Annotated in this window: 20 protein-coding genes and 1 pseudogene; 20 read left to right on the top strand and 1 reads right to left on the bottom strand. The window is 60.3% G+C overall.

The window, feature by feature from the left end; genetic code table 11:
* Positions 1-35 precede the first annotated feature (35 nt).
* The 20 genes and pseudogenes from LOKVESSMR4R_RS08955 to LOKVESSMR4R_RS08860 all read left to right on the top strand — a co-directional run bounded on the left by LOKVESSMR4R_RS08955 (position 36) and on the right by LOKVESSMR4R_RS08860 (position 18,403).
* Positions 36-365 carry a hypothetical protein gene (locus LOKVESSMR4R_RS08955; protein ID WP_087207662.1) on the top strand — a complete coding sequence of 110 codons (330 nt, stop codon included), beginning with the start codon at positions 36-38 and terminating at the stop codon, positions 363-365.
* A 121-nt stretch (positions 366-486) separates the two neighbouring features.
* Positions 487-1,404, top strand: a pseudogene (gene nuoE, locus LOKVESSMR4R_RS08950) (NADH-quinone oxidoreductase subunit NuoE); the annotation flags it as partial.
* Between the two features lie 188 nt (positions 1,405-1,592).
* Positions 1,593-2,129: an NADH:ubiquinone oxidoreductase gene (locus tag LOKVESSMR4R_RS08945; protein ID WP_087207657.1), complete on the top strand. Its 537-nt coding sequence runs from the start codon at positions 1,593-1,595 to the stop codon at positions 2,127-2,129.
* A gap of 6 nt (positions 2,130-2,135) precedes the next feature.
* Positions 2,136-2,366 (top strand): DUF5337 domain-containing protein, encoded by a 231-nt coding sequence (locus LOKVESSMR4R_RS08940; protein ID WP_087207655.1) that lies wholly within the window; start codon positions 2,136-2,138, stop codon positions 2,364-2,366.
* Positions 2,366-3,652 (top strand): NADH-quinone oxidoreductase subunit NuoF, encoded by a 1,287-nt coding sequence (nuoF, locus tag LOKVESSMR4R_RS08935; RefSeq protein WP_087207653.1) that lies wholly within the window; start codon positions 2,366-2,368, stop codon positions 3,650-3,652. Before LOKVESSMR4R_RS08940 ends, nuoF begins: the two co-directional genes overlap by 1 nt.
* Entirely contained in the window at positions 3,649-4,059 is a 411-nt protein-coding gene (locus tag LOKVESSMR4R_RS08930) for a hypothetical protein (protein ID WP_087207651.1), read from the top strand. The genes nuoF and LOKVESSMR4R_RS08930 overlap by 4 nt, the downstream gene beginning before the upstream one ends.
* A gap of 186 nt (positions 4,060-4,245) precedes the next feature.
* Complete coding sequence (locus LOKVESSMR4R_RS08925) at positions 4,246-4,653, top strand: DUF5333 domain-containing protein (RefSeq protein WP_087207648.1); 408 nt, start codon at positions 4,246-4,248, stop codon at positions 4,651-4,653.
* A gap of 135 nt (positions 4,654-4,788) precedes the next feature.
* A complete protein-coding gene (gene nuoG / locus LOKVESSMR4R_RS08920) occupies positions 4,789-6,801 on the top strand; it encodes an NADH-quinone oxidoreductase subunit NuoG (RefSeq protein WP_087207646.1) in 2,013 nt (670 codons plus the stop codon).
* Positions 6,802-6,811: 10 nt separating this feature from the next.
* Entirely contained in the window at positions 6,812-7,174 is a 363-nt protein-coding gene (locus LOKVESSMR4R_RS08915; protein ID WP_087207644.1) for a hypothetical protein, read from the top strand.
* A 10-nt stretch (positions 7,175-7,184) separates the two neighbouring features.
* Positions 7,185-8,225 carry an NADH-quinone oxidoreductase subunit NuoH gene (nuoH, locus tag LOKVESSMR4R_RS08910; protein ID WP_087212909.1) on the top strand — a complete coding sequence of 347 codons (1,041 nt, stop codon included), beginning with the start codon at positions 7,185-7,187 and terminating at the stop codon, positions 8,223-8,225.
* 3 nt (positions 8,226-8,228) lie between these two features.
* The gene (gene nuoI / locus LOKVESSMR4R_RS08905; RefSeq protein WP_087207641.1) at positions 8,229-8,729 is read left to right on the top strand and encodes an NADH-quinone oxidoreductase subunit NuoI; all 501 of its coding nucleotides are present in this window, start codon (positions 8,229-8,231) and stop codon (positions 8,727-8,729) included.
* Positions 8,726-9,124, top strand: coding sequence for a carboxymuconolactone decarboxylase family protein (locus LOKVESSMR4R_RS08900; RefSeq protein ID WP_087207639.1), 399 nt, complete (start codon positions 8,726-8,728; stop codon positions 9,122-9,124). Before nuoI ends, LOKVESSMR4R_RS08900 begins: the two co-directional genes overlap by 4 nt.
* Positions 9,121-9,726 (top strand): NADH-quinone oxidoreductase subunit J, encoded by a 606-nt coding sequence (locus LOKVESSMR4R_RS08895; RefSeq protein ID WP_087207638.1) that lies wholly within the window; start codon positions 9,121-9,123, stop codon positions 9,724-9,726. Before LOKVESSMR4R_RS08900 ends, LOKVESSMR4R_RS08895 begins: the two co-directional genes overlap by 4 nt.
* A gap of 85 nt (positions 9,727-9,811) precedes the next feature.
* Complete coding sequence (gene nuoK / locus LOKVESSMR4R_RS08890) at positions 9,812-10,117, top strand: NADH-quinone oxidoreductase subunit NuoK (RefSeq protein WP_007205169.1); 306 nt, start codon at positions 9,812-9,814, stop codon at positions 10,115-10,117.
* A 4-nt stretch (positions 10,118-10,121) separates the two neighbouring features.
* The gene (gene nuoL / locus LOKVESSMR4R_RS08885; protein ID WP_087207636.1) at positions 10,122-12,191 is read left to right on the top strand and encodes an NADH-quinone oxidoreductase subunit L; all 2,070 of its coding nucleotides are present in this window, start codon (positions 10,122-10,124) and stop codon (positions 12,189-12,191) included.
* A complete protein-coding gene (locus tag LOKVESSMR4R_RS08880; protein ID WP_087207634.1) occupies positions 12,191-13,741 on the top strand; it encodes an NADH-quinone oxidoreductase subunit M in 1,551 nt (516 codons plus the stop codon). Before nuoL ends, LOKVESSMR4R_RS08880 begins: the two co-directional genes overlap by 1 nt.
* Before the next feature lie 2 nt (positions 13,742-13,743).
* Positions 13,744-15,189 (top strand): NADH-quinone oxidoreductase subunit NuoN, encoded by a 1,446-nt coding sequence (nuoN, locus tag LOKVESSMR4R_RS08875; protein WP_087207632.1) that lies wholly within the window; start codon positions 13,744-13,746, stop codon positions 15,187-15,189.
* Positions 15,179-15,940, top strand: a complete 762-nt coding sequence (locus LOKVESSMR4R_RS08870; protein WP_237331943.1) for a biotin--[acetyl-CoA-carboxylase] ligase — start codon at positions 15,179-15,181, stop codon at positions 15,938-15,940. Before nuoN ends, LOKVESSMR4R_RS08870 begins: the two co-directional genes overlap by 11 nt.
* A gap of 13 nt (positions 15,941-15,953) precedes the next feature.
* Complete coding sequence (locus tag LOKVESSMR4R_RS08865; protein ID WP_087207629.1) at positions 15,954-16,727, top strand: type III pantothenate kinase; 774 nt, start codon at positions 15,954-15,956, stop codon at positions 16,725-16,727.
* On the top strand, positions 16,724-18,403 hold the full coding sequence (locus LOKVESSMR4R_RS08860; protein ID WP_087207627.1) for a ribonuclease J: 1,680 nt from the start codon (positions 16,724-16,726) through the stop codon (positions 18,401-18,403). Before LOKVESSMR4R_RS08865 ends, LOKVESSMR4R_RS08860 begins: the two co-directional genes overlap by 4 nt.
* 99 nt (positions 18,404-18,502) lie before the next feature.
* Here the strand turns inward: LOKVESSMR4R_RS08860 and LOKVESSMR4R_RS08855 are convergent, their stop codons facing one another.
* Entirely contained in the window at positions 18,503-20,059 is a 1,557-nt protein-coding gene (locus LOKVESSMR4R_RS08855; protein WP_087207625.1) for a DEAD/DEAH box helicase, read from the bottom strand.
* Between the last annotated feature and the right edge of the window lie 49 nt (positions 20,060-20,108).

Here is a 20,108-nt window from a genome sequence, read left to right as displayed (position 1 = left end):
TCGCCTGCCGCGACCCCTGACCAGAAAGAGACATTATGATCCGCCAGCTGCCCTTGATCGCCTTTGTCGCATTATCCGCATGTGCCTATCCGATGATGACACCGGCACCTTACCCGACCACGACAATCGCGCCGCAAACCCCGCCGCCTGCGGTCAATCCGGGGTCTTCCAAGGATCGGTTCATCGCCTCTGTCACGGCCAATGGCTGCGAATTGACCAGCGCCAATACCCAGCTTGTGCTGGCCAGCGCGACCCTGTCGCAACAGGATATGGCCCGGATCATGACCGAATTGCGCGCCGAGGGCCGCGGCGAGATCGGGGCCGATGGCCGGTCCTTCCGCCTGACGACGGGGGCCTGTTTGTGATGTCAATCGGCTTGCTCGCAAGCGTGCGTGTGCTAATGACTGGGCTGAACCTTGGCGGGATCCGTTCCGCCGCTTTGTTTGCGCCGCGAACCGGCGCTGTCATGATGACCGGGATGACCTGATGCTACGCCGCCTTTACCACGACCAGCCCGCGACCTTTGCCTTTACCGATGCCAATCTGGCTTGGGCCGAGGCGCAGATGAAAAAATTCCCCGAAGGGCGTCAGGCCTCGGCGATCATTCCGCTGCTGTGGCGCGCGCAGGAACAAGAAGGCTGGCTGACACGGCCCGCCATCGAATATGTCGCGCAGATGCTGGATATGGCCTATATGCGCGCGCTTGAAGTCGCGTCATTCTATTTCATGTTCCAATTGCAGCCGGTGGGCGCGGTCGCCCATATCCAGGTCTGTGGCACGCTGTCCTGCATGATCTGCGGCGCCGAAGACCTGATCGCTGTCTGCAAGGACAAGATCGCCCCCAAGGCGCATGTGCTGTCGGCGGATGGCAAGTTTTCCTGGGAAGAGGTCGAATGCCTGGGGTCTTGCGCCAATGCGCCGATGGCCCAGATCGGCAAGGATTATTATGAAGACCTGACCGCCGAACGGCTGGGCGAAATCATCGACGAATTGGCCGCAGGCCGGGTGCCGACGCCGGGGCCGCAGAATGGCCGTTTCGCGGCGGAACCCAAAAGCGGGCTGACCACGCTGAAGGATTTCACCTCTGGCAAGGCGCAATATAACGCCAGCGCGCAGGCCGCCGTCGATATCGGCGACACGGTCAAGCGGATCGATGGCACCGAGGTGCCCTTGCTGACGCCCTGGATCCAACAGCCGCCAAAGCCCAAGAAACCCGCCGCCGCCAAGCCGCGCAAAGACCCCAAACCTTCGGCCGATGTGCCCCCTGATTCCAGCGGCGTGACCAAACAAGAAGCCCGCGCCGCCTCCAAGGGCCGGCCGGTGTCGAAATCCAACCCCGAACCCGCCGGAGCCGAGGAAAAGGCCGTGGCACCGAAGCCGCGCGCCACACGCGCCCCGAAAAAGCCCAAGACCTAGGCGTTTTGGGCGGGCAAGCCGGGGCATTCAGCGGCATTCAGCACAAAATATTGACGCAAAGCCGCCATTTGAGGGTAAAAGTTGCAGGCGGGGCCATGCCGTGATCATGTGACGCAAAACCGGACCAACCCGATGCGCGATCGCATGGCCGACCAGCTGAGAGGAGATTTGAAAAGATGAACAATACTGCACCGATCTGGATGGGGATTGCCGCGATTGCGGGCCTTGTCTTCGTGATTGCGCTTGGCGTGGCCTATATCCTCTTTGATCTGGGCCTGAATGGCGCGGTTTTCGTGGCCGTTATCGTGGCGGGCGGCGCGGGACTGGCGCTGGCGCTTGGCTGGCGTCCGGCGCGCAATGACGCGGCGGCGGCACCCGCTGCTCCGGCCACACCGGTTGCACCTGCGGCACCTGCTGCAGCGGTTGCACCTGCCACACCCGCAGCACCTGTCGCATCCCCCGCCGAGGGCAAAAAGCCCGAGATGCTGGCTGCCGCAAGGAATGGCCAGCCTGACAATCTCAAGCAACTTAGCGGTGTTGGCCCCAAGCTGGAACAGACCCTGCATGGCATGGGGATCTTTCATTTTGACCAGATCGCAGCCTGGGGGCCGCAGGAACTGGCCTGGATGGATGCCAATCTGCAAGGGTTCAAAGGCCGCGCCAGCCGTGATGGCTGGGTCGCGCAGGCCAAGGCATTGGCCGAAGGCGCATAGGACAGCATGGCCCGGCACGGCGACACAGCACAGGCAAAGGCCGGACAACGCGTCGCGTTGACGGTCGCCGCCGTTGGTGGCTTGTGGGCGCTGGTCACGATGATCGGGTCCGAATATGGCTGGTCCAACCGGACCCGTTTCATATTTGACCTTGCAGCGCTGGCCGGTTTCGGCTTTGCGCTGTGGAAGACGTTTCAACTCTGGCGTATGCGCCGGAATGACAAGGGCGAGAACTGATGCTCAAGGATCAAGACCGGATTTTCACCAACCTTTACGGGATGCATGACCGCAGTCTGAAAGGCGCGCAGGCGCGCGGTCATTGGGATGGCACGGCTGATATCATCAAGAAAGGCCGCGACTGGATCATCACCGAGATGAAAGCCTCTGGTCTGCGCGGGCGCGGCGGGGCAGGGTTCCCCACCGGTCTGAAATGGTCCTTTATGCCCAAGGAAAGCGATGGTCGCCCGGCCTATCTGGTGGTCAATGCCGACGAATCCGAACCGGGCACCTGCAAAGACCGCGAAATCATGCGCCACGATCCGCATACGCTGGTCGAAGGCTGCCTGATCGCGTCTTTCGCGATGAATGCCCATGCCTGCTATATCTATATCCGCGGCGAATATATCCGCGAAAAAGAGGCTTTGCAGGCCGCCATTGACGAGGCTTATGCCGCCGGTCTGGTCGGCAAGAACGCCGCCAAATCGGGCTGGGATTTCGACATCTACCTGACCCATGGGGCGGGGGCCTATATCTGCGGTGAAGAAACCGCGCTGCTGGAAAGCCTCGAAGGCAAAAAGGGCATGCCGCGGATGAAACCGCCGTTTCCCGCAGGTGCCGGGCTTTATGGCTGCCCGACGACGGTGAACAACGTCGAATCCATCGCCGTGGTGCCGACGATCCTGCGCCGTGGCGGCGCCTGGTTCAGCGGCTTTGGCCGGCCCAATAATGCGGGCACCAAGCTGTTCGCGATCTCGGGCCATGTGAACAACCCCTGTGTGGTTGAAGAAGAAATGTCGATTCCCTTCGAGGAATTGATCGACAAGCATTGCGGCGGCATCCGTGGCGGCTGGGATAACCTCAAGGCGGTGATCCCCGGCGGGTCCTCCGTGCCCTGTGTGCGCGGTGAAAACATGCGCGATGCGATCATGGATTTTGATGCTTTGAAGGAAAAAGGATCATCCCTTGGCACCGCAGCCGTGATCGTGATGGATAATTCCACCGATATGATCAAGGCGATCTGGCGGCTGTCGAAATTCTACAAACACGAAAGCTGCGGCCAATGCACGCCCTGCCGCGAAGGCACCGGCTGGATGATGCGGGTGATGGCGCGGCTGGTCGAAGGCAATGCAAGCGTCGAGGAAATCGACATGCTGCTGGATGTGACCAAACAGGTCGAGGGTCATACGATCTGCGCCCTGGGCGATGCGGCCGCCTGGCCGATCCAGGGGCTGATCAAGAATTTCCGCGACGAGATCGAAGACCGGATCAAGCATAAACGCCTTGCGGGGCTGGCCGCGGAATGATGATCCGCAGCGGGGCGCTGGTTTGCGCGCTGGCACTGGCCGCCTGTGCAACAGGCAAGGGCCCCGCGCGTGATCTGGCTGATCCTTCCGTGCAGCGCCTGCTGATCATGCCAACGCCCGCATATTACGCAACGCTGACGCTTGCCGCGCAGGTGGCGCAGAATTGCGCGCGCTACCGCTATGATGCGGAACTTGATTCCCTGATGAACGAACGGCGCAATGCTTTGGGGCACGGGTCATTATCGGCCCATGCACAGCGCAGCGCGATCACCGTCGAAACTGATGTCAGCCAGCGCAGTTTCATGGCCAAACACGGGGTCACCTTGCAGGGCGCGGATCTTTGCCCCGCCGCTGATGCGGAAATCCTGCAAGGCTCGGCGCTTGGCGCGCTGCTGGTGCCTCTCTGACGATCTGCTGACAATTTGTGACGCTTTTGAAAAATTGCCGGCCTTGGCGCGGGGTTTTTTGCTGCGATGATGGCGGCGATGGGCGGAAAATCCCCGCTCTGGCGCGGGTGATATTGTATAACCAGCCTGTCGTCGCAATCTGGGATGCAAGGATGCCGCCCCGAGCATCCGCAAAAGAGGCACAAGATGACAAGAACAACAATCGCGATCATGGTGGTGTTGCTGGCCACGATCGGTCTGGCAGGGTCGCTATCGGCGCAAGCGCAGCTGCGCGATGAACCCAGGGTGCGCGACGGCATCATCTATGTCGGCATGGCCTATGAGATTGCTCAAAAATGCGACAATATCCGCGCCCGGACATTGCGTGGCCTGACCTATCTGCAATCTTTGCGCAATACGGCGCGCAACCTGGGCTATAGCGAGGCCGAAATCGACGCCTATATCGACGACCGCGCAGAAAAGCAGCGGCTCGAAGATATCGCGCGCGCGCAGCTGGCCGCTTTGGGGGCTGTTGTGGCCGATCCGGCCAGTTACTGCCGTGTCGGGCAGGCCCAAATCGCCGCAAATACAAGGGTTGGCTGGCTTCTACGCTAACGGATCGACATGGATCACAAATTGGCGTCTTTTTTACCGATCGCACTGGCGTCGTGGTCGCTTGCGGGTTAGAACGCCCTGAACGCGCCTACCCCTAATGCGGCACATGGCGCGACGGGAACAAGAAGGCACGCCATGTCTGATCTGCGCAAAGTCATCATCGATGGAACCGAGGTCGAGGTCGACGGGGCAATGACCCTGATCCAGGCCTGTGAAATCGCGGGTATCGAAATCCCGCGCTTTTGCTATCACGAACGTCTGACCATCGCGGGCAATTGCCGCATGTGTCTGGTCGAGGTGGTGGGCGGCCCGCCGAAACCCGCCGCATCCTGCGCGATGCAGGTCAAGGATTTGCGCCCCGGCCCCGAAGGCCAGCCCCCCGTGGTGAAAACCAACAGCCCGATGGTCAAAAAGGCCCGCGAAGGCGTGATGGAATTCCTGCTGATCAACCACCCGCTGGATTGCCCGATCTGCGACCAGGGCGGCGAATGCGATCTGCAGGATCAGGCGATGGCTTATGGCGTGGATTTTTCGCGCTACCGCGAACCCAAGCGCGCGACCGAGGATCTGAACCTTGGCCCGCTGGTCGAAACCCATATGACGCGCTGCATTTCCTGCACCCGCTGCGTGCGTTTCACCACCGAGGTCGCGGGCATTTCCCAGATGGGCCAGACCGGCCGGGGCGAGGATGCAGAGATCACCAGCTATCTGGGCGAAACGCTCGACAGCAATTTGCAGGGCAATATCATTGATCTGTGTCCTGTCGGGGCGCTGGTCTCCAAGCCTTATTCCTTTACCGCGCGGCCTTGGGAATTGACCAAGACCGAATCCATCGACGTGATGGATGCGCTGGGGTCCAATATCCGCGTCGATACCAAGGGCCGCGAAGTCATGCGTTTCCTGCCGCGCAACCATGATGGCGTGAACGAGGAATGGATTTCCGACAAGACCCGTTTCGTCTGGGACGGCCTGCGCAAGCAGCGTCTGGACACGCCCTATATCCGCGAGGCTGGCAAGCTGCGCAAAGCCACCTGGCCCGAAGCATTGGCCGCCGCCGCCGCCGCGATGAAGGGCAAGAAGGTTGCAGGCCTGGTCGGTGATCTGGCCCCGGTCGAGGCCGCCTTTGCCCTCAAACAGCTGATCGAAGGGCAGGGCGGACGCGTCGAATGCCGCACCGATGGCGCGAAACTGCCCATTGGCAACCGGTCGGCCTATGTCGGCACGGCGGCGATTGAAGATATCGACAGCGCGCAGATGATCCATCTGATCGGCACCGATCCGCGCAATGAAGCCCCCGTGCTGAATGCGCGGATTCGCAAGGCCTGGGCGCGCGGTGCCAATGTCGGGCTGATCGGGCCGCATGTCGATCTGACCTATGATGTGACCCATCTTGGCAGTGACCGTCAGGCGCTGATCGATGCGGCCGCCAAGGCCAAGGTCGCGGATCACGACAGCCTCGTCATCATCGGCATGGGTGCGCTGCGCGAAGCTGATGGTGAGGCGGTGCTATCCCAAGCGATGGCGCTGGCCGACAAGACCAAATCGCGTTTCCTTGTGCTGCACACCGCCGCTGGGCGTGTCGGTGCGATGGATGTGGGCGCTGTCACGGATGGTGGCATGGACGCTGCATTGGATGGGGCCGAGGTCATCTATAACATGGGTGCCGATGAGGTTGAGATCAAACCGGGCGCTTTCGTGATCTATCAGGGCAGCCATGGCGACCGTGGTGCGCATCGCGCCGATATCATTCTGCCCGCCGCCGCCTATACCGAAGAAGGCGGATTGTTCGTCAACACCGAAGGGCGCCCACAGCTTGCGCTGCGCGCCAGTTTCCCACCGGGCGATGCCAAGGAAAACTGGGCGATCCTTCGGGCCTTGTCCGCCGAACTGGGGGCGACACTGCCCTATGACAGCATCGCGCAATTGCGGCAGGCGTTGGTTGCGGCGCATCCGCATCTGGCAAATATCGACGAGGTTGCCGAAAACGATTGGCAACCACTGCCGATTGCCAAACCCGGCAAGGCCGATTTTGTGCTGGCTGTCAGTGATTTCTATCTGACCAACCCGATTGCGCGTGCGTCCAGCCTGATGGCCGAACTCAGCGCCAATGCCAAGGCACGCAAAACCACACCGCTGGCTGCGGAATAAGGAGCTCGTGATGAAAAATTTCGTTCTTGGAGCTCTTGTGATACTTGCGGGATGCGCTTCAGCGATCCTTGAAAGCTATGTTGGTAAGTCAATCACGGAGCCGATGCTTGATTACGGCAGGCCCACAAATGTTTTTGATCTGGGGCCGGATCGAAGAGCGTTTCAATGGCAAATGAACACCTCCGGTGTAATACCGATGACTACGCCAACAACGTCCAATATTTACGGGTCTGGTGGTTGGGCAACAATTACGACAAATACCACAACCTACACACCGTATTCACAGTCATGTCTGTACACACTCACTGCAACGAGATCTGGTGACGACTGGATTGTGGATGGCTTCCGCGAACCCACATTTATGTGTGAATAAGGACGACACCATGGTCGAATTCTTCACCAATACCAACCTTGGGATTGTCCTGCTGATCCTTGGGCAATCGCTGCTGGTGCTGATCCCGCTGCTTTTGGCGCTGGCGTTCCTGATGTATGCCGACCGCAAGGTCTGGGCCGCGGTCCAGATGCGGCGGGGGCCGAATATCGTGGGGCCGTTCGGGTTGCTGCAATCCTTTGCGGATTTCCTGAAATATATCGTCAAGGAAATCGTGGTCCCTGCGGGGGCGGATAAGTTCGTGTTTTTCCTCGCCCCGATGATCACCTTCGTCGTGGCGGTGATTTCCTGGGCGGTGATCCCGTTCAACGATGGCTGGGTGCTGGCCGATATCAATATCGCGATTTTCTATATCCTCGCGATCTCGTCCTTGGGTGTCTACGGCATCATCATGGGTGGTTGGGCGTCCAACTCCAAATATCCGTTCCTTGGGTCGTTGCGGTCTGCGGCACAGATGATTTCCTATGAGGTGTCGATCGGCCTGATCATCATTGGCGTGATCATTTCCACCGGATCAATGAACCTGACCGATATCGTGAATGCGCAGCGCGGCAATGCGGGGCTGTTCAACTGGTATCTGATCGCGCATTTCCCGATGCTGTTTTTGTTCTTCATTTCGGCGCTAGCCGAAACCAACCGCCCGCCGTTCGATTTGCCAGAGGCTGAATCCGAACTGGTGGCAGGTTATCAGGTCGAATATTCATCCACCCCGTTCCTTTTGTTCATGATCGGCGAATTGATGGCCGTGGTGCTGATGTGCGCGCTGGTCACATTGTTGTTCCTTGGCGGCTGGCTGTCACCGATCCCCGGCCTGCCCGATGGCATCCTGTGGATGGTGGGCAAGATGATGCTGGTGTTCTTCGCCTTTGCCATGGTCAAGGCGATCACCCCGCGTTACCGCTATGACCAGTTGATGCGGATCGGTTGGAAAGTGTTCCTGCCCTTGTCGCTGGGCTGGGTGGTGCTGGTGTCGTTTCTGGCGAAATACGAAGTGCTGGGGGGCTTTTGGGCCCGCTGGACGATCGGAGGCTAAGATATGTCCAAGACCAATATGGATTACACCCGCGCGGCCAAGTATTTCCTGCTGCAGGATTTCTGGGTCGGCTTCAAGCTGGGGATGAAATACTTTTTCGCGCCCAAGGCGACGCTGAACTATCCGCATGAAAAAGGCCCGCTATCGCCGCGCTTTCGCGGGGAACATGCGCTGCGCCGCTATCCCAATGGTGAAGAACGCTGCATCGCCTGCAAGCTCTGCGAGGCTGTCTGCCCCGCGCAGGCGATCACCATCGACGCTGAACCGCGCGATGACGGATCGCGCCGCACGACGCGCTATGACATCGATATGACCAAATGCATCTATTGCGGTTTCTGCCAAGAGGCCTGCCCCGTGGATGCCATCGTCGAAGGGCCGAATTTCGAATTCAGCACGGAAACCCGTGAAGAATTGTATTACGACAAGGCCAAGCTTTTGGAAAATGGCGACCGCTGGGAATCAGAGATCGCGCGCAACCTCGCCTTGGACGCGCCCTACAGATGAGCGATCAGAACCCTTTTGAAGCGATGATGAAGATGAGCCAGGATTGGGCCAAGTCGATGAATTTCGACATGGAGGCCTTTACCCCCAAAGGCTTTGAAAATCTCTGGCCCACCATGCCCAAGGACGCGATGGAGATGTTCTTTGGCAAAGGTATCAACCCCGATGGATTGGACGCCAAGACGCGGCTGTTGCTGACGCTGGCGGGGCTGATCGTGCTGGGCGCGCAGGCCGAGGCGCAGATCCGCCTGACCGTGCGCCATCTGGTCGAGGCCGGGGCCACCAAACAGGAAATCGCCGAAGCCATCGCGCAGATGGGCATGTTCGCGGGCGTGCCGGCGATGACCAAGGCCATGGAACTGGCCAATGAAGTCTTGCAAAAGGACGATGACGCATGAGTGTGTTCGCCTTCACCTTTTACCTTTTCGCGATCAGCACCGTCACCGGCGGGCTGTTCACCGTGATCAGCCGCAATCCGGTGCATTCGGTGCTGTGGCTGATCCTGGCGTTTCTATCATCGGCGGGGCTGTTCGTGACGCTGGGGGCGGAATTCGTCGCCATGCTGATGATCATCGTCTATGTCGGCGCGGTCGCGGTGCTGTTCCTCTTTGTGGTGATGATGCTGGATGTGGATTTCGCCGGGTTGAAGGCGGAAATGACGAAATACCTGCCCTTGGCGCTGCTGATCGGCGTTGTGATCCTGATGCAGCTGGCGATGGCGCTGGGGGTCTGGGGCTTTTCCGAAGGCGTCGAAGGCCGGATCGCCGCCCCTGCGGGCGATTTGGATAATACCCGCGCCTTGGGGATGCTGCTTTATGACCAGTATTTCCTGCTGTTCCAGCTGTCGGGGCTGATCCTGCTGGTGGCGATGATCGGGGCGATCGTGCTGACCCTGCGCCACCGCGTCGATATCAAGCGCCAGAATGTGCTGAACCAGATGTACCGCGATCCCGCCAAGGCGATGGAATTGCGCGACGTCAAGCCGGGACAGGGGCTGTGATGAAAAATTTTTCGCGAAAAATTTTGGCGCGACAAGAAATTTTGTCAAAATTTCTTGTCCCTGACGCTGCGGCAAAGGTGACGGCATGATCGGACTTGAACATTATCTGACGGTGGCGGCGGCGCTGTTCATCATCGGCATTTTCGGGCTGTTTCTGAACCGCAAGAATGTGATCATCCTGCTGATGAGCATCGAATTGATGCTGCTGGCGGTGAATATCAACCTTGTCGCCTTTTCCAGCTTTCTGGGTGATCTGGTGGGGCAGGTCTTTACGCTTTTCGTGCTGACCGTTGCGGCCGCCGAGGCTGCGATCGGGCTTGCGATCCTTGTGTGTTTCTTCCGCAACCGCGGGACCATCGACGTTGAAGACGTCAACGTGATGAAGGGCTGACCAGATGGAAAGTATCATTCTTTTTGCCCCGCTGGTCGGTGCGATCCTTTGCGGCTTTGGCTGGAAGATCATTGGCGAAACCACCGCCCAATGGACCGCCACCAGCCTGTTGTTTCTGGCCGCGATCCTGTCCTGGGTCCTGTTCCTGACCTTCGATCCGTCGCTGCATGACAATGGCCGCTATAGCGTGTCGATCCTGCGCTGGATCGACAGTGGCACGCTGACATCGGATTGGGCGATCCGCATGGACCGGCTGACCGCGATCATGCTGGTCGTGATCACGACGGTATCGGCGCTCGTGCATCTGTATTCCTTCGGCTACATGGCCCATGACGAGAATTTCAAAGAACACGAAAGCTATCGCCCACGGTTCTTTGCCTATCTGTCGTTCTTCACCTTTGCGATGCTGATGCTGGTGACGGCGGACAATCTGTTGCAGCTGTTTTTCGGCTGGGAAGGTGTGGGCGTCGCGTCTTACCTGCTGATCGGGTTCTATTACCGCAAACCCAGCGCCAATGCCGCCGCGATCAAGGCTTTCGTGGTCAACCGGGTGGGGGATTTCGGCTTTCTGTTGGGGATTTTCGGGCTGTATCTGCTGGCTGACAGTATCAAGTTTGACGATATTTTCGCCGCCGTGCCAACGATTGCCGACACCACGATCACCTTTCTGTGGCGGGATTGGAATGCCGCCAATCTGATCGCTTTCTTGCTGTTCATCGGCGCGATGGGCAAATCGGCGCAATTGTTCCTGCACACCTGGCTGCCCGATGCGATGGAAGGGCCGACGCCTGTCTCCGCGCTGATCCATGCCGCGACCATGGTCACGGCGGGGGTGTTCCTTGTCTGCCGCATGTCGCCGTTGATGGAATATGCGCCCGAGGCGATGTCTTTCGTTGTTTTCCTGGGTGCCACGACCGCGTTTTTTGCCGCGACCGTGGGTCTGGTGCAGAATGACATCAAACGCGTCATCGCCTATTCGACCTGTTCGCAGCTGGGCTATATGTTTGTCGCCGCAGGCCTTGGCGTCTATTCGGTCGCGATGTTCCACCTGCTGACCCATGCGTTTTTCAAGGCGATGCTGTTTCTTGGGGCCGGGTCGGTCATTCATGCGATGCATCATGAACAGGATATGCGCAATTATGGCGGGCTGCGGCACAAGATCCCGCAGACTTTCTGGATGATGATGGTCGGCACTTTGGCGATCACCGGCGTGGGGATTCCGCTGCTTTATGTGGGCTTTCCCATCGGCTTTGCCGGTTTCGTGTCCAAGGATGCGATTATCGAGAGCGCCTATGCCGGCACCGCGGGCGGCTATGCGTTCTGGATGCTGGTGATGGCCGCGGCAATGACCAGTTTCTACAGCTGGCGGCTGATGTTCCTGACCTTTTTCGGCACGCCGCGCGGCGATAAACATACGCATGACCATGCGCATGACGCGCCCCGCAGCATGCTGGTGCCGCTTTATGTGCTGGCCATTGGGGCGATCTTCAGCGGCATGGTCTGGTATGGCGGTTTCTTTGGCTCGAATGCCAAGGTCGGGGCCTTTTTCGGCGTGCCCTATGCCGCCGAGGAAAGCGCTGATCCGCATGCCTATCCGCATTACAACCTGGTCGGCGCGCCGGGCGAGGGTGCGATCCATGCGCGCGAGGGCAATCATGTGCTCAATGATGCGCATGAGGTTGCCACATGGGTCCGTCTGGCCCCGTTCTTTGCAATGCTGGGCGGGCTGGCTTTGGCTTGGCAGATGTATATCCGGCGGCCCGAATGGCCCGCACAGCTGGCGCGGCAACAGGCCCCGCTTTATAACTTCCTGCTCAACAAATGGTATTTTGACGAATTGTATCAGGTCATCTTTGTAAGGCCCGCGCTGGCGCTTGGCCGCTTCTTGTGGAAACAGGGCGATACCAAAACGATTGACGGCGGGATCAATGGCATCGCCATGGGGATCATCCCGTTCTTCACCCGGCTCGCGGGGCGGGCGCAATCGGGCTATCTGTTCACCTATGCTTTCGCCATGGTGCTGGGGATCACGGTGCTGCTGACCATTGTCACCCTCAGCGGAGGGTGGAACTGATGGGCAATATCCTGACGCTGACGACCTTTCTGCCCGTGCTGGGCGCGGTCATTCTGGCACTTGGGCTGCGCGGCGATGATGCGGCGGCCCAGCGCAATGCCAAATGGGTGGCGCTGGTCACGACAATCGTCACCTTTATCTGTTCTTTGTTCATCCTGACGAATTTCGACCCCAACAACACCGATTTCCAGATGGTGGAAACCGCCGATTGGATCATGGGGCTGCAATACAAGATGGGCGTGGACGGGATTTCGATCCTGTTCGTGATGCTGACGACCTTCCTGATGCCGCTGGTGATCGCGTCCTGCTGGACCGTCACCACACGGGTGAAGGAATATATGATCGCCTTCCTGATCCTGGAAACGCTGATGCTGGGCGTGTTCCTGGCGCTGGATCTGGTGCTGTTCTACCTGTTCTTCGAGGCCGGTCTGATCCCGATGTTCCTGATCATCGGCATCTGGGGCGGCAAGGATAGGATCTACGCGTCCTTCAAATTCTTCCTTTATACCTTCCTTGGCTCTGTGCTGATGCTGGTCGCCATGGTGGCGATGTTCAGCGAAGCGGGGACCACTGATATCCCGGTACTGATGACCCATACATTCGGCACCGAGACGTTCAGCCTGCTGGGCGTGCAGATCCTGGGCGGGATGCAGACGCTGCTGTGGCTGGCGTTCTTCGCCAGTTTCGCGGTCAAGATGCCGATGTGGCCGGTCCATACCTGGTTGCCTGACGCCCATGTGCAGGCGCCGACGGCCGGGTCTGTCGTGCTGGCGGCGATCCTGCTGAAAATGGGCGGTTACGGTTTCCTGCGCTTCAGCCTGCCGATGTTCCCCGTCGGGTCAGAGGTCATGGCCCCGCTGGTGCTGTGGCTGTCGGCCATTGCGATTGTCTATACATCCTTGGTGGCGCTGGTGCAGGCCGATATGAAAAAGCTGATCGCCTATTCATCCGTCGCCCATATGGGGTTCGTGACCATGGGGATTTTCACCTTTAACCAGCAGGGTCTGGACGGGGCGATTTTCCAGATGATCAGCCACGGTTTCATCTCTGGCGCGCTGTTTCTCTGTGTCGGTGTGATCTATGATCGGATGCATACGCGCGAGATTGATGCCTATGGCGGTCTGGTGAACCGGATGCCCGCCTATGCGCTGATTTTCCTGTTCTTCACCATGGCCAATGTGGGCCTGCCCGGCACATCTGGGTTCGTGGGTGAATTCCTGACGCTGCTTGGCGTGTTCCAGGTCAATACCTGGGTGGCGCTGGTGGCGACATCGGGCGTGATCTTTTCGGCCGCCTATGCGCTGTGGCTTTATCGCCGCGTGGTGCTGGGCGATCTGATCAAGGAAAGCCTGCGTTCCATCACCGATATGACAGGGCGCGAACGCATGATCTTTGCGCCGCTGGTGGTGATGACGCTGCTGTTGGGGGTCTATCCCGCGCTGGTGCTGGATATGATCGGGCCAAGCGTTGCGGCGCTGATTGACAATTATGACGCGGCCTTGGCGGCTTTTGACGCTGCCAGCCAAGTCGCTGCGAATGAGGGAAGCTGACCATGATTGGCGCTGATATCCAGATCCTGATGCCCGAGGTCGTGCTGTCGGTCTATGCGATGGCGGCCCTGCTGGGGGCGGTCTATACGACCAAGGACGGGGCCGCATCCTTGCTGACATGGATGACGGCGGGCCTGTTCGTGCTGGTCGCCATCGCCATCGGGGTGAACGGGCAGGGCACGCATATCGCCTTTGGCGGCATGTTCGTCGATGACGGTTTCGCCCGTTTCGCCAAGATCACCATCCTGATCTCGGCCGCTGTCGTGCTGCTGATCAGCGAAGGCTATATGCTGCGGCGCGGGCTGTTGCGCTTTGAATATCCGGTGCTGATCACGCTGGCCGTCGTGGGCATGATGGTCATGGTCAGCGCGGGCGATCTGATGGCGCTTTACATGGGGTTGGAACTGCAATCGCTGGCGATGTATGTCATCGCATCGCTGCGTCGCGACAGCGCCAAATCGACCGAGGCCGGTCTGAAATATTTCGTGCTGGGCGCGCTGTCATCGGGTCTGCTGCTTTATGGCGCCTCGCTGACCTATGGCTTTGCTGGCACGACGCTTTTCGCGGGCATCATCGCGGCGGCCGAAGGTGGGGCATCGCTGGGGCTGTTGTTCGGCATGGTCTTTTTGATCGCGGGTTTCGCGTTCAAAGTCTCGGCCGCACCGTTCCACATGTGGACGCCCGATGTTTACGAAGGCGCGCCAACCCCGATCACCGCCTTTATGGCGACAGCGCCCAAGGTGGCAGCGGTCGTGCTGTTTGCCCGCGTGGTGCATGACGCTTTTGGCGGGATCGTCGGGGATTGGCAGCAGATCGTGGCCTTCCTTGCGCTGGTCTCGATGTTTCTGGGGGCGATTGCGGCTATCGGGCAGAATAATATCAAGCGGCTGATGGCCTATTCCTCGATCTCGCATATGGGTTTCGCGCTGATGGGGCTGGCTGCGGGCACCGTTGGCGGCGTGCAGGCGATGCTGATCTATATGGTGATCTATGTGACGATGAATATCGGCACCTTTGCCCTGATCCTGTCGATGGAAAAGGATGGACGGCCCGTCACCGATGTCACGGCGCTGAAATCCCATGCCAAGCGCCAGCCGCTGATGGCGCTGGTGATGCTGGTGATGATGTTCAGCCTTGCAGGCGTGCCGCCGATGCTGGGGTTCTTTGGCAAATATGCCGTGCTGCTGGCCGCCTATGAAGGCGGTTTGGCCTGGCTGGCGGTGGCGGGTGTGATCGCCTCGGTGATCAGCGCGTTTTATTACCTGCGCATCGTCTATTACATGTATTTCGGCGAAGATACGCAGGCGCTGGACGGGCGGATGCCGCCGGTCTTGTGGCTGACAGCGGTGGTTGCGGCGGTGATCGTGGGGCTGGCTTGGGTGCCGGGTGTCAACCTCTTCGGGTTGAACCCGATGGCGGCTGCGGCGGCTGCGACGCTTGTCAACTGACGCCAGCAGCCACGGGCCTTGGCCCGCAGGCTATGACCGGATCATGCTTGACCGCGTGGACAGCACCATGGCCGAGGCCGCGCGCCGCGCGCCACAGATCGACAGGCCGACATGGATCATCGCGCAGACCCAGACCGCCGCGCGCGGGCGGCGCGGCCGCGTCTGGCAGGCGCCTGCGGGCAATCTGAATGCGACGCTGATCTTCAAACCTGACGCCAGCCCCGCCGCGGCCGCGCGCCGGTCCTTTCTGGCGGCCAATGCGCTGTTTGCGGCCTTGTCGATCTATGTGCCTGCGCAACAGCTGGCGCTGAAATGGCCCAATGATGTGCTGTTGTCGGGGGGCAAGGTGGCGGGCATCCTGCTGGAAAGCAGCGGGCAGGGGGGGCGGATCGATTGGCTGTCCATCGGCCTGGGCGTGAACCTGCGCCATGCGCCAGAGGGTGTGACCGATGCGGCCTTTGCCCCGGTCAGCCTGACACAGATGGGCGGCTGGCAGGTCGATCCGCTGGATTTCCTGACCACGCTGGCCACGGCCTATGCCGCCCAGGAACAGCGGCTGGCCCAGATGGGCTTTGCCCAGATCAGGGCCGATTGGCTGGCCCATGCCGCGCGTTTGGGCGAAATCATCACCGCCCGCACCATGCGCGACGAGATCACCGGCACCTTTGACACGATCGACGATGATGGCAATCTGGTGCTGATCACGGGCACGGGCCGATGCGTGATCGCGGCGGCGGATATCTATTTCTAGGGGGGGGAAGGCCATGCTTTTGGCGATTGATTGCGGCAATACCAATACCGTCTTTGCGATCTGGGACGGCGATACATTTCTGGCCACATGGCGCACCAGCACCGAATGGCAGCGCACGGCAGATCAATATTACGTCTGGCTGACCACGTTGATGCGGTTGCAGAATGTCGATGTCAGCATCGATGCGGTGATCATCAGTTCCACCGTGCCGCGGGTGGTGTTCAATCTGCGGGTTCTGGCGGATCGCTATTTCAACTGCCGCCCGCTGGTGGTGGGCAAGCCCGATTGCGCGCTGCCGGTGCCGCCGCGCGTCGATATCGGCACCCAGGTCGGGCCGGACCGTCTGGTCAATACCGCAGGGGCCTATCACCGGCATGGCGGCAATCTGATCGTGGTGGATTTCGGCACTGCGACCACTTTTGATGTGGTCGAAACCGATGGCGCCTATGTCGGCGGGGTGATCGCGCCGGGGGTGAACCTCAGCCTAGAGGCGTTGCATAATGCCGCCGCCGCCCTGCCGCATGTCGATATCACCAAGCCGCAATCCGTGGTCGGCACCAACACTGTCGCCTGCATGCAATCGGGCGTCTTTTGGGGTTACATCGGTCTGGTCCGTGAGATATGCGCAAGGATAAAAGCAGAACGCGGCAGTGACATGTCGGTGATCGCAACAGGTGGCCTCGCGGCCCTGTTTCAGCAGACCGAGACCCTGTTTGACGCGTTCGAAGATGATTTGACGATGCACGGCCTGACCGTCATCCACCGCCATAACAAGGAAATTGCATGAGCAACGCCAAGACCGCCAACCGCCTGATCTATTTGCCCCTTGGGGGTGCCGGTGAAATCGGCATGAACGCCTATGTCTATGGCTATGGGCCTGCCGGCAAAGAGCGGTTGATCGTGGTCGATCTGGGCGTCACCTTTCCCGATATGGATGGCACGCCGGGGGTGGATTTGATCCTGCCCGATATTTCGTGGCTGATCGCGCGGCGCAACCAGATCGACGGGATTTTCATCACCCATGCGCATGAAGACCATGTCGGCGCTGTCGGCCATTGCTGGCAGCAGCTGGGCGCACCGGTCTATGCGCGCCCTTTCACCGCCAATATCGCGCGGCGCAAACTCGAAGAACATGGTGGCTCACCCAATGTGGTCAAGGTCGTGGACCCCTATCCGCATGTCATCAGCTGTGGGCCGTTCAAAGTGTCCTATCTGCCGATCAGCCATTCGATCCCCGAAAGTGCCGGTCTGCTGATCGACACGCCGGATGGGCGGCTGGTGCATACCGGCGATTTCAAGATCGACGAAAACCCCGTGGTGGGCGATCCGTGGAATGCCGCGCTCTGGGAAGAGGTGGCCAAGCCCGGCGTCAAGGCGCTGATCTGTGACAGCACCAATGTCTTTTCCGAAAACGAGGGCCGGTCCGAAAGCACGCTGGCCCCCGCGATCACCGAGATGATGCAGGCCGCAACCGGCATGGTGGTGGCGACGACTTTCGCGTCCAACGTGGCGCGGTTGCAGACGCTGGCCACGGCCGCCAAGGCCGCGGGCCGGTCGGTCGTGCTGCTGGGGCGCGCGATGCGCGCGATGGTGGATGCCGCCCAAAAAGAAGGGCTGCTGATTGATTTCCCCGCCGTCATCTCGGTCGAGGATGCGCTGTCGGTGCCGCGCCAGAACCTGATGCTGCTGGTCACCGGATCGCAAGGCGAACGGCGTGCGGCCTCGGCGCAGCTGGCGCAGGGGTCCTATCTGGGGATGAAGCTGAAGGAAGGCGATACGTTCCTGTTTTCCTCGAAAACCATTCCGGGCAATGAACGCGGCGTGATCAAGATCATGAACCAGCTGTCCGAATTGGGCGTCGATGTCGTGGATGATGCGGGCGGCAAATATCATGTGTCCGGCCATGCCAACCGCCCCGATTTGGTGCGGATGCATCAGATCATCAAGGCGCAGGTGCTGATCCCGATGCATGGCGAACACCGCCATCTGCGCGAACATGCCAAATTGGCCGAGGCCAGCGGCATGACCGGCATTGTCGCGGTCAATGGCATGATGCTTGATCTGTCGGGCAACCGCCCCAAGGTCGCCGAATATATCGAGACCGGCCGCACCTATCTGGACGGGTCGGTGCAGGTCGGCGCGCTGGATGGCGTGGTGCGGGACCGGATCCGCATGGCGCTGAACGGCCATATGATCGTGACGCTGATCATCGATGAAGAGGGCGATATGCTGGGCGATCCCTGGGTCGAGATCATGGGCCTGCCAGAGGTAGGGCGCAACGCTGTGCCGCTGGTCGATGTCGTCGAAGAGGATCTGGCCCAATTCATCGGGCGCGCCCATGCCAAGACATTGGCCGATGATGACAAGCTGGAAAAAGAGATCAAGATGATCGCGCGCAAATCCGCACAGGGCGAGATCGGCAAAAAGCCCGAAGTCACCGTGATCATCAGCCGGCTGGCGTGAATTCAGGGGGGGGCGGGCTGAAGCCCGCCCTATGCAAAAGGCCCCTGCATGCGCAGGGGCCTTTTGCATTGCCTCGGTCGGGTTTCCGCCCGATGAGCCCTAGCCTTTGGCGCGTTCTTCAAAGCTTTTCGCGATAAAGCTGGGCGTATCATCGCCCATGCCGATGATGCGCGGGCCATTGTCGCGGCGGTCCTGATAGCGCGGGCGCGCTGGCTGATCGTCGCGCGCGGGCTTGGCTGTCTCGCGCGGCTGGCGGGCCGGGCGCGGCGCGGCTTTATCAGCGGCTTTATCAGCAACTTGATCTGGGGCCTTCTCGGCGGCCTTCTGTGTCGCGGGCGTTGGTGCAGTGGCCACAGCTTCGGGGCTTTGCACGTCTTGTTCCGCGACCGGGGCCGGGGTGTTGGCGGCGGGCATGTCCTTGGCCGCACCACGGCGGCTGCGGCTGCGGCTGCGCTTGGGGGCCGCGTCGGTGGTGCTGGCCTCTTCTGCGGGCTGGGGGGCGGTCACGCCCAGCGGATTATCCAGACGCGGGATCGGATTTTGCACCAGCCGTTCGACATCTTCGAGGTTCTTTTCATCGCGGCCCGAACAGATCATGATCGCCACGCCCGACCGGCCCGCGCGCCCAGTGCGCCCGATCCGGTGGACGTAATCCTCGGCATGGCTGGGCACGTCGAAGTTGAACACATGGGTCACGGCAGGAATATCAAGCCCGCGCGCGGCCACGTCAGAGGCCACAAGAAAGCGCAGCTTGTTGTCGCGAAAGGATTCCAGCGTCCGCGTGCGGTGGCTTTGGTCCAGATCGCCATGGATCGGGGCCGCGTCATAGCCGTATTTATTCAGCGATTTGGCCACGACATCGACATCGGCCTTGCGGTTGCAAAAGATGATCGCATTGGAACAGGCGTCACCCTCGGCACTGATCAGCGCGCGCAACAGGGCGCGTTTCTCGGTCGCCTCGCGCGGCTTGGCGCTGGCGCGGAACATCACGACGCCTTGCTTGATATTCACATTGGTGGTGGCGGCGCGGGCGACTTCGACCTTGGCGGGGTTCGACAGGAAGGTGTTGGTGATCCGTTCGATCTCGGGGGCCATCGTGGCGCTGAAAAACAGCGTCTGGCGGGTGAAAGGCGTGCGTTTGAAGATTTCCTCGATATCGGGGATGAACCCCATGTCGAGCATGCGGTCGGCTTCGTCCACCACCATGATCTTGACATCCGTCAGGATCAGCTTGCCGCGTTCGAGATGGTCCAGCAGGCGACCGGGGGTCGCGATCAGCACATCGACGCCTTTGTCGATCAGCTTGTCCTGATCCTTGAAAGAGGTGCCGCCGATCAGCAGCGCCTTGGTCAATTTCGTATATTTGGCATAGGTGTCAAAGTTTTCGGCCACCTGTGCCGCCAATTCGCGGGTCGGGGCCAGCACCAAGGACCGCGGCATCCGTGCGCGCGCGCGGCCACGGCCCAACAGCGTGATCATCGGCAGGGTAAAGGCCGCGGTCTTGCCGGTGCCGGTCTGGGCGATCCCCAGCACGTCGCGCCCTTCGAGCGCGGGGGCGATTGCGCCGGCCTGAATGGGCGTCGGGGTGTCATAGCCGGTTTCGGCCACCGCCTGAAGAACCTTGGGGTCAAGGTTCAAATCGGAGAATTTTGTCATATGCGTCCTGTGGTTGCGGATCGGTCCGCAAGAAATGAAAGGACGCGAA

The sequence above is a fragment of the Yoonia vestfoldensis genome (genome assembly GCF_002158905.1).
Classification (GTDB): Bacteria; Pseudomonadota; Alphaproteobacteria; order Rhodobacterales; family Rhodobacteraceae; genus Yoonia; species Yoonia vestfoldensis_B.
This window is presented reverse-complemented; position numbering and strand designations above follow the sequence as displayed.